We start from the raw sequence: 9900 nt of genomic DNA, 5'->3' as shown, positions 1-9900 counted from the left end.
GTTTCCCTTCCCGACGGGGTCTTCACAGCAAGGCAACCGTGGGGAGCGTGACCCCGGCGAATAGAAGCATTATTTAATTTTCAGCATGGGCTTTTTCAGCACCAGGGTCTCATAGCCAGCCCGCAAAGGCTTTTGATGAAGACCCCGGCGCGACTTCCGTTTCCCTTCCCGACGGGGTCTTCACAGCAAGGCAACCGTGCGGAGCGTGATTCGGGCAGGCGTCCGAAAACCCCGCCTGACCGGACGAGCAGGGAATACGGCCCGTTTTCGGAAGGGAGTCCTGATAAACTTTTGCACCATTGTGAATTCAGCTTCATTTCGCTGCTGCTTTCTCATGTACAAACAGGTAGCACAATTGAAACTATTAAATGTTTTTAAGCAAAGTCTTAATAGAATAGCCGCTTTGTAAATATCTATAATTGACTTTTTTCTGCTGGCAGTAGAAATAGAGATGTTTTTTTGTCATTTTTGTGCAGCCTGCCCATCCGGCAGGCGGGCTATATTTTTTGATTCTTTTTATCAAGGAAAAGAAACAAAAATAATTGCGTTTGCCGTTATGACCCAGCATTGTATTTACCGTTGAACAACCCTTTCTCAACTCACTCTTTTATCGTTCAGCAGTTTGTCAATGGCTTCGTTAAAAGAGCCTGCACGGGTAACTTCGCCTGCATTCACAAAAAATATTTCATCGGCATTGCGGATGGTGTTTAAGCGATGTGCAATGATGATGCGGGTAGTGTGAGCAGGCAGCTTGTTCAATATTTCTCCCAGCAGTTGTTCAGTAACGGTATCTATATTGGCGGTGGCCTCATCCAAAATGAGTATCTCGGGGTGGCGCAATACGGCACGCATAAAAGCGATCAGTTGCTTTTGCCCCAGGCTGATGCTTTCTCCGCCGGAAGATACACTGGTGAGCAACCCGTTTTCAAAAATGGTGAGCAGGGTTTCCAGCCCGGCTTCCGTGATGACCTGTTCCAGTTGTTCATTGCTGTAATGCCGGTACTGCTCATTACCGTATAAAATATTATCCTTTACCGTACCGGTAAATAAAAAAGGATCCTGCAGTATAAACCCGATCTTTTTTGAAAGCGCTTCCGGCCCATACTCACGGATGTCTTTACCATCAAGCAACACAGTGCCTGAGGTGGGATCGTATAACCTTGCGATCAGTGAAGCCGTGGTGGTTTTTCCTCCGCCGGTGGGACCTACAAAAGCATAGGTTTTGCCTTTTTGCAACTGCAGACTGATATTGTGCAGTATCTCCTTCCCCTCCGTGTAGCCGAAGTGTACGTTCCTGAATTCCACGATGGATTGCGAAGATGGTTCAGCAGCAACGCCTTTCAGCACGGCCAGGTTGGTATCCAATGAAAGGATATGCCCAATCCGATCCCACCCGGCCAGCGCCACCTGGAAACTGGCCCACAAGGTGGCAAGCTGCCGCAGCGGGTTATAAAAGAGAGTAGCATAAGCCAGGTAGCTGACCAGTAATCCAATGGAAAAACTGCCGGCGGCGATCAGGTGTATGCCATACAGCAATACAACCAACTGCGCCAGTGCCGACAACAAGCTGTATACAGGCAGGAATATATTGTTTGCCAGCCCGGCACCTACAGCCGTGGTATAGTTTTGCAGGTTGGCTTTAGCAAAACGTTCCCTGAAATAATCGCGGCGGTTGAATGCAACGATCACTTTAAAATTGTTCAGGCTTTCCTGGATCTCTGCGCTCATTCCACCCACGCTTGTCATGTTCACGGCATTCTTTCTTTTTACCCAGGGCGATACCAGCTTTGTAAATATTAAAATAAGCAATGCGGGTATAAGCGTAGCCGCTCCCAGCTTTACATTAATGATCAGCAAAAAAATACCGGCTCCCGTCATGGTTACAATGCTGCCGATGAACTGCATTAAGGATTGAGAGAAAAATGTATTGAGCCTATCCGTATCATTATTAACCCGTGAAATAAGATCGCCTGCTTTGTTGGCATTGAAAAACGCAACGGGCAAAACCTGCAGCTTATTGAATATGACGTTGCGCAGGGTAAACAACAGGCGCTGCCCCACTCCACCCATCAATTGTGTTTGGTAATAACTGGTAAACAGGGCAAGCAAATAAACAGCCAGCAGTATGCCCGAGAACTGCAGTACGCCCTGATACTGCTTTTGCTGCACATAATGATCAATGGTATATCCTATCAATAACGGTCCCAGCAGATTGAATGCAGCGTTCAGCACTATAGCCAGCAGCGCCAGCAATAAATTCTTCTTCTCATGCGCAATAAGCTGCAGCAAACTTTTAAGCGCAGCATAGGTTGATGTTTTTTGCTGCGCTCCCGAAAGCGTATTAAGATTGTAATTCATAATGGCTGGTACTTTGTTGTGCTTTCAATAGCTGTACATATTCGGGACTGGTACGCACCAGTGTTTCATGCCTGCCATGAGCAATAAGCTCACCCTGCATCAACAATATGATCTGGTCATATTCTTCCACAGTGGCAATTTTTTGTGTAACAGAGATCAGTGTCAGGCCGGGGTAATTCCGCTGCAGGTTTTCTATAATCTTCTTTTCAGTATTGCTGTCCACCCGCGCTGTAAAGTCATCCAACAACAATATTTTAGGGTCAATAGCCAGTGCGCGGGCCAGCATGATCCTTTGTTTTTGTCCGCCCGAAAGGCTGGAACCTCTCTCCGAAACAATGGTACTCAATTTGTCAGGCAGCAGGTCAACAAATTCTTTCAGCTCCGCTGTTTCCACCGCTTTTTCAAGTGAGGCATCGGTTACCGTATCGCTGAATGCAATGTTTTCACGAATGCTCATATTGAAAATAATGCTGTCCTGGAAAACAAACCCAACCTGACTGTAAAAAGATTCACTGTTGTGGCGCTCAATACTTTCATCATCAAACCGGATGGTGCCGGAGCGGGGCTTTACCAGTCCTGTGAGCAAATACAGCAATTGCGTTTTACCGGCGGCAGTGGGGCCGATGATCGCGGTTTTTGTTCCCTTTTGTATCGTGAAAGATATATCTTTCAAAACAGGCTGCTGCTCATACACCAGGTTTACATTCTTCAATTCAATTTTGCCCTGCAACGCCTGCTTAATTGTTCCCGTTTCGGCCTGGCCGGGTGTTTCAATCACCATTCTTATACGGTCGTACGAAGCGGCAGCCTGCGCTATTACATTGCTCATGAAGCCAATAACAAGTATAGGAAAGATGAGCATGGATAAATAGCTGTTGAAAGCGGCAAAATCACCGAGGCTCATACTGCCGCTGATCACAAAGCGACCACCCATGGCAAGAATGGTTAGTGCAGCCATGTTAGCGGTGAAAGTGATCACCGGAATAAGTCCCGCAAAAAGCCGCAGGATGGCAAGTCCGAAGCTTTTGGCTTTGGTATTCGCACCAAGGAATTTATTATACTCCAGCTGCTGCGAATTTACCACACGGATCAGCGCTGCACCCAAAATGCTTTCATTGATCACCTTATTCAACCGGTCAATCACCGCCCTGCTTTGAATGAACAATGCCCGGACCTTGCGCAGCACAAGAAAAAAAGTGACGCCGATAATGGGTATAATGGCTATGATGCATAAAGCCAGCTTCCAGTTGATGCTGATGAGCAATATGCTGGCTCCAACAATAATGAATATGGAAGAAATGACCGACACAATGGCCTGGGATATGAACATCTTGATAGAGTCAACATCTGCCGTAAGATTGGTGAGCAGTTTGGAGGGATTGGCCTGTTCAATAAAAGCGGCCGTTTGAATCGATATCTTATTGGAGAGTTTCGTTCTCAGGTCGCGTGCCACCCTTTCTGAAGCATAGGTTTGTATGATGCTCTGCAGGTAGGTAAAAACAAAGATGAACAGTATGGCGAGGCTGAACCTGATAAGCACAGGATCCAATGCAAATACACCTGCAGTAAAAGCGTCAATGGCATCTGCTATGATCTTTGGGAGCAGCAGGTTGATGGCATTGCTGAGCAGGGTAAACAGCAACAGCACAACTACCAACCCCCTGTAAGGCTTTAGTAAACTGAGCACTCCCCGCTTTTGACCCATTGTTCCTGCATTTTGTGTACGGCTGAATATATATACTGCCAGCAAATAAAAGATGCAAATGTAAGCTGATTTATAAAAGTGGCGTTTATGTTAACAGCTGGTTAATGGAACGGTGAGGGATTGGGCAGGAGGAACGAGGTGTGGGGCGTAAGGTGTGGGATTGTAAGGTAAGAGATCATAAGGCATGAACAGGCAACCTGTAAGGCCTGCTGTGAGCACTCCTTACAGGTTGCTTATAAATTTTTGTCGGGTCATTTCCCCAGCGGATGTTCCTTCAGCAATTTTTCCGGCGTATAAAACCCTTCCACATTTTTCACTTCCGCTCTTACCTGTTTAACCTTTTCGGGCTGTACAGGCGCCGCCTGGTTGCCAAACGAATTCCGTACATACGTTAATACCGCTGCTACCTCTTCATCATTGAGCAAGCCTTCAAACGGTGTCATGGGCACCTGCCCCGGGTATTTTCTGCCACCTACTTCCAAAGGCCCCATAAGTCCCTTCAACACCAGCTTTATTAAACGGTCTTCATTGCCGTTCACCCATTTTGTACCGGCAAGCGGCGGATAGCCGGCAGCAAACAATCCCTTGCCATCGGGTTGGTGGCAGGTATTGCAATAGCCGTCGCGGGCATATATTTCCTTACCTTTTTTATACAGTTCCAGGTCATTACCTTTCAATGATGATACGATCTGTTCTTCTTTATGCTCTTTTACCAGCTTACCATTCAAATGCGCCACGGCAGCTTCGTGCGCATGCACCATCCATTCGTCTAAGGGCATCTTTGCAGCTTCTTCCAGTATGGGCATGCCTTTTTCTTTTCCGATCCACGAAGCGGCAACAATGGCTTCAAGGCGCACCCTTCCATGCGGATCGCGGGCAGCCTGCATCAGCAGATCAGCCTGGTCGGCTACCTGGTGGCCGGTATAACGTACAACGTTAACCGCTGCCGCTCTTGCGTGGTAATCTTTTGCATGGAGCATTTCCCTTAATAAATCCTGGTCAACCCCATCCAGCCCCCAGCTTACCCACAATGCTTCCAGCTTATGGTGCTCATACCGCGGATCATTCTTATCGAGTGCAGCAACCCATTTTTTCAGTTTGGGCAACACTTCGCCGGCATCCCTGCCTCTCAGCTCACGGCGTGTGCGGTAGCGGCTACGGTATTCCGGCAGCTTGAGATTATCCAGCAACACTTCAACCGTAGCTCCGTCTATTTTAGCAGGCGTTACCAGCGGCCGTGAAGGATAAGTAATCCTGTAAACCCTTCCGTGCATATGATCGCGCAGCGGATCCCTTGCATTGTGCTGCATGTGCCCGATGAGTATATTGTGCCAGTCAATTACGTAAAGCGATCCGTCGGGTGCGAACTCCATATCCACAGGCCGGAAATTCCGGTCTTCACTAACCAGCAGGTCTACGCGATGATGGCTTTTATACCCAGTGCCACTGTCTTCTATAACATGTTCTTTTGTTCCCAGGAAGCCAATGGTATTGTTGATCAGCATGTCGCCCTGCACTTCATCGGGAAAATGGCGGCTGGAAATGAATTCCAGTCCCGAAGTGGGACGCACTTTATGTGCCTCCTCTATTAAATTGAAAGATTTGTGCGTAGCTTCTCCATATCTTGGCAGCACAGTACCCGGCATCATCCAGCGCACATCGGGACCGGAAGTTTCTGCAAAAAAAGGCTGGCCCCAGTCGTCGAATGCTATGCCCCAGGGGTTGGGGATGGAAAGCTGTGCCGTACGTTCCAGTTTATGGAGCTGCGGAGCATAGCGGTAAAACCCGCCATTGGTAGCGCGTACAGGTCCGTAAGAGGTTTCTACATTGGTATGCAGGAATACACCTTCACCACTGTAAATAGCACCGGAGGGATCGGCTGTAAAAGCATGGCTGTTGTGATGCGTATCATGATCATCAAACCCACTCAGCAAAATCTCCACCTTATCGGCCTTATCATCGCCATCTGTATCGGTAAATAACTTAAGATTGGTGCCCTGCGAAACATACACACCTTCGGGAGCCATTTCAAAACCCAGCGGCAGGTGCAATTTATCTGCAAAAACCTTGAGCCTGTCGGCTTTTCCATCCGCATTTGTATCTTCAAGAATAACGATCTTATCATCCGGTTTGGGATCACCCGGTTTATAATGCGGGTAACTGGGCATAGTAGCTACCCACAGGCGTCCTTTATTGTCGAATGACATTTGCATGGGCTTTGCCAGCTCAGGAAATTCCTGCTCGGAAGCAAAAAGCTCAATCTTGTACCCTTTAGGTACTTTAAGCTTACTAAGTGCTTCTTCACCATATAAATAGGTTAAGCTGCCGTTTGCTTTAGGGTTATAATTGGTTTTAACAGGAGGCAATGTCCTGGTGTTTTTGTCAGCGGCGGCTACATCCATTTGCTCGCCTTTGCCTGCTGCCAGCCATACGGCAGTGTCGCGGATCGCCGTCATTTGACGGATCTTTTCTATTTCGGCAGGATAATTATCGGGTCCAAAAGGATTATACCGGCGGCCATATACATGTACGCCATTGGGGATCTTATAATCGTCGTGCCACATCCAGTTCTTTTCATTTACCGCCGCCAGCACCAGGGCCCTGTTGGCTTCTGCCTTAGGTGAAACCTTACCAAAAATTTCATCAGCCAGTAAAACGGACAATTTTTTGTAGCCTTCATCATTCAACTGCGAGCCGTCAATCGTTAAATCTTCCTTATCGGAATCAAACCATTTTTTGGAAGGAGCGAAAGCATCCACAAAAAGCACGTTGTTCGAATCGGCAACCGCCTTCATGCCCTGTGTATACAACGAAAGGTTTTCATTTTCCTTTTTGCCGTTGGGGAGATCGTATTTACCGGACAGATCTTCAAAAGCAACAGGCGACACGATCGCTACCTGCGGAGAAGAGCTGCCATTGTAATGCTGACTGAGCGTATGTTTGATAAATGCATCCAGCTCGGCTTTATAATTTTCCAATCCTTCCTTTCCCTGGAAGGATTCATTGTATCCGAAGAAAGCGATGATCACATCGGCCTTATGACGGGTAAGCCACTGATCGGGCGATTCAAAATGGCCTTCGCTTCCCGAAGGAGTTGCGAGCTCTGTTTGGAATTTTTCCGCACCCGGGAAAGCCCAGGGATCGTTCCTTGCCGCATGCGGCCGGAAGCCGGGCGTATTGCCGCCATCACAAAAATTACGGATATACAGCATACTATCGGGATAGCGTACCTGCATTTCTGTTTCAAAATGCCCGAAGTTCATCATCCGCGATCCCAGGTTATTGCCCACCAGGGCTATGCTGGTATGCTTTTTAATTTTGAGCGGTTCATGCTGGTCAGAACGGCAGGCGGTAAATGCAGCGATCATTAATCCAAATAAAAATACAAGGGTTGCAGTACTTTTTGCGTGCGGGTTTGTCATTTCAATTTTGTGGTTTAGAATTCATAAAAATATGAGTTCATAGCCTAAATGCCCAATTTTTTTCAAACCGGCAGCCGATGCTGTTCAACTTAAGTACACCCAGGCAAAAAAGAGACGGGGTGCAAAAGAAGCGTATAAATCGGGGGCAATAGCATTGTTTTCACCTGCCATTTTTTACCCAACATGAAAGTGGACGGCGAACCTGCCGCCCACGGATAACCGCCCCGTTTTTGTACCTGACTTAATCTTTATCCCGTTAACGACCTATTAACTACTCATCAACCACCGCATGGCCGTGATTTTGAATCTGTTTGGGTAGCCATCAAATTTGTAACATTTACCTTTCCCCTTACCGATATGGTTACATAAGTATCCCCTGTTTCAGTAACCACTCCCCCGAACTGGTTAGCGAGGAGTTGCGACACAATTTCATCTCCGGTGAGGGGCACACTCCCGCGCTTTGCCGATACCCTTATCTTTTGCACATAAAACACCACCACATTGCGGTAAGTTTGCACGGCATCATAAGTATCCACGGATGTATATGGCGGAACTTCAACCGTTCTGGCTACTCCAACCTCCGTTGTTTCCGTCCTGCTCGTATCAAAACGGCTTGTGTTCGTTTTCATTTCAGAATGGGTAAACGTATACCCGGCCGATAAGGTAAGATCTCTGCTCATGCCCGCCACCCCGAAAAGATCGGCGTTAACGCCCATGCTTATTGACATATCCACTCTTGCCTCATGCTGCGCGGTCACACTGAAGCTTTCCTCCGCTGATGCAGTGATGGTAGTGCTCCTTGTATCTTTCTTCTCTACGATTTGTGATATCTTCACCGCCCCGCAATTGTTAATGGTAGTAGCTACTGCAAAATCAAGTTGCGCGGGCGGCATAATAGGCTGATCATAAGAGATCCCCATGTTCTGGGCAGTCCATACAATATCTACGGGAATTAACCTGAATTTTACGGCAGTCATTCCATCGGTTTTTAAACCACCTAATATAGCATCCTTATTAACCTTTATAGGATAGTGATCATACGATTTAATGGTAATTGCTCCCTCATCATCCTGGCTGAAGATAAATTTATAGTTATCAGACGCCTGCGGCGGATCGGGAAAAGTTTGCACCGTATTCTGGTAAACATCCACATACTGCGTTCTTTTACCTTCAGCCTTTATATAAAAAGTGGAATCATTCCCCGCAGGCTCAAAAGTGAAGATCTGCCCCGCCTGATCATTTGCTTCGTCATTTGGATGAATATAATTCCGCAATCCTATGAACGGGTTTTCGTATGCTTTTAACGGATCCTTCCCCAATAGCCCGCCACTTATCATGTTGTAACTATATGTCCATATGCCTCCGCCTTCATACCCTACCGCGGGCAGAGCCTGGATAACATAAGGCGTTCCGGGGATTATCTTTAATGGGGGTACCACCTTTGCCTTTGAAGTTTCTACCAAAATCGGTTCCGTATTTGCGCTTACCGGCAAACTGTTTTCTTTTAGTTCGGCCAGCAGCGCATCTTCTTTATCATACACTTTTATGGTTACCGGAACCCCTTTGGCAAACTGTTCCACGTCTTTTTCCGAGACACTGTCTTTGGGAATATGCCATATAACAAGATTGGTAAACGCATCCACCTCCACATGGTTGTCCGAAAAAGAAAAGGATTGTCCGTTTGTTACCGACAGGGAGATATAAGATGGCGTATATCCTTTTTTTGCTATCGGTCTTGTATCTATTATCAGGCCGATCTGGCCGCTGCTCACGGGTATATTCAGCGCACTTGTATCCAGTTGGGTGATCACCGGCCCGGATGGACCATCTACCTTATTTTTTTTGCAGGAGGCAACAGCCAGCCCTGTTGCCAGGCAAACTGTAATGTAAAGCAGTAACTTGTTCATGATAATCAGTTTTAGCAGGTTTAAAAAGTGTCGGGCAAACGGACAGGTAAGCGCCTGCTAAACTAATTGCTCCTTGCGGCGGGTATACGGGAATGTATGTGAACAACAATGTTTTGTATGTAAGCGAACAAAATGCGGTACGGGTATTGGCGCAAGGCAAACGCATCTGAAAAAAGTATGGCAATTATTGATGTGAAATCGGTCAAAATTCCAAACCCTGCTTAATATCCCGGGTAATTGAATGGGTTATTTCCGGCTATCACATAGCGTCCCTACAGGACGCATGCAACCTATATCCCCTGGATCTACCAATCTGTCATCCCTACGGGATGATAAAGGATAAGCATTTAAAAAATGCAAATCAATAAATGAGCACAAATCAGTTTAGATGCGTTTGCCCTGGGTATTGGCGACCTTAGCTACTAAAAAAAACTTACTTTCATGAAAACCCCGTTGTTGAATTGCAGAACACCGGAAATACAGAAAAGAGATGACCGCGAAAACATCA

Annotated in this window: 4 protein-coding genes; all 4 read right to left on the bottom strand. The window is 46.9% G+C overall.

Going from position 1 to position 9900, the window contains the following annotated elements; translation table 11 throughout:
- Nucleotides 1-594: 594 nt before the first annotated feature.
- The 4 genes from PLH26_RS16740 to PLH26_RS16725 all read right to left on the bottom strand — a co-directional run bounded on the left by PLH26_RS16740 (nt 595) and on the right by PLH26_RS16725 (nt 9392).
- Complete coding sequence (locus PLH26_RS16740) at nt 595-2358, bottom strand: ABC transporter ATP-binding protein (RefSeq protein ID WP_324587177.1); 1764 nt, start codon at nt 2356-2358, stop codon at nt 595-597.
- Nucleotides 2342-4063: an ABC transporter ATP-binding protein gene (locus PLH26_RS16735; RefSeq protein ID WP_324587176.1), complete on the bottom strand. Its 1722-nt coding sequence runs from the start codon at nt 4061-4063 to the stop codon at nt 2342-2344. The genes PLH26_RS16740 and PLH26_RS16735 overlap by 17 nt, the downstream gene beginning before the upstream one ends.
- A 251-nt stretch (nt 4064-4314) precedes the next feature.
- Nucleotides 4315-7485: a PVC-type heme-binding CxxCH protein gene (locus PLH26_RS16730; RefSeq protein ID WP_324587175.1), complete on the bottom strand. Its 3171-nt coding sequence runs from the start codon at nt 7483-7485 to the stop codon at nt 4315-4317.
- Between the two features lie 278 nt (nt 7486-7763).
- Nucleotides 7764-9392: a hypothetical protein gene (locus PLH26_RS16725; RefSeq protein ID WP_324587174.1), complete on the bottom strand. Its 1629-nt coding sequence runs from the start codon at nt 9390-9392 to the stop codon at nt 7764-7766.
- Nucleotides 9393-9900: the final 508 nt, after the last annotated feature.

Origin of the sequence: Agriterribacter sp. (assembly GCF_035444585.1) — a bacterium.
Taxonomy (GTDB): Bacteria; Bacteroidota; Bacteroidia; order Chitinophagales; family Chitinophagaceae; genus Agriterribacter.
This window is presented reverse-complemented; position numbering and strand designations above follow the sequence as displayed.

Bases quoted from the DNA above. Each gene is read 5' to 3' on its own strand.
- PLH26_RS16740 (WP_324587177.1), bottom strand. From the start codon at position 2,358: ATGAATTACAATCTTAATACGCTTTCGGGAGCGCAGCAAAAAACATCA.
- PLH26_RS16735 (WP_324587176.1), bottom strand. From the start codon at position 4,063: ATGGGTCAAAAGCGGGGAGTGCTCAGTTTACTAAAGCCTTACAGGGGG.
- PLH26_RS16730 (WP_324587175.1), bottom strand. From the start codon at position 7,485: ATGACAAACCCGCACGCAAAAAGTACTGCAACCCTTGTATTTTTATTT.
- PLH26_RS16725 (WP_324587174.1), bottom strand. From the start codon at position 9,392: ATGAACAAGTTACTGCTTTACATTACAGTTTGCCTGGCAACAGGGCTG.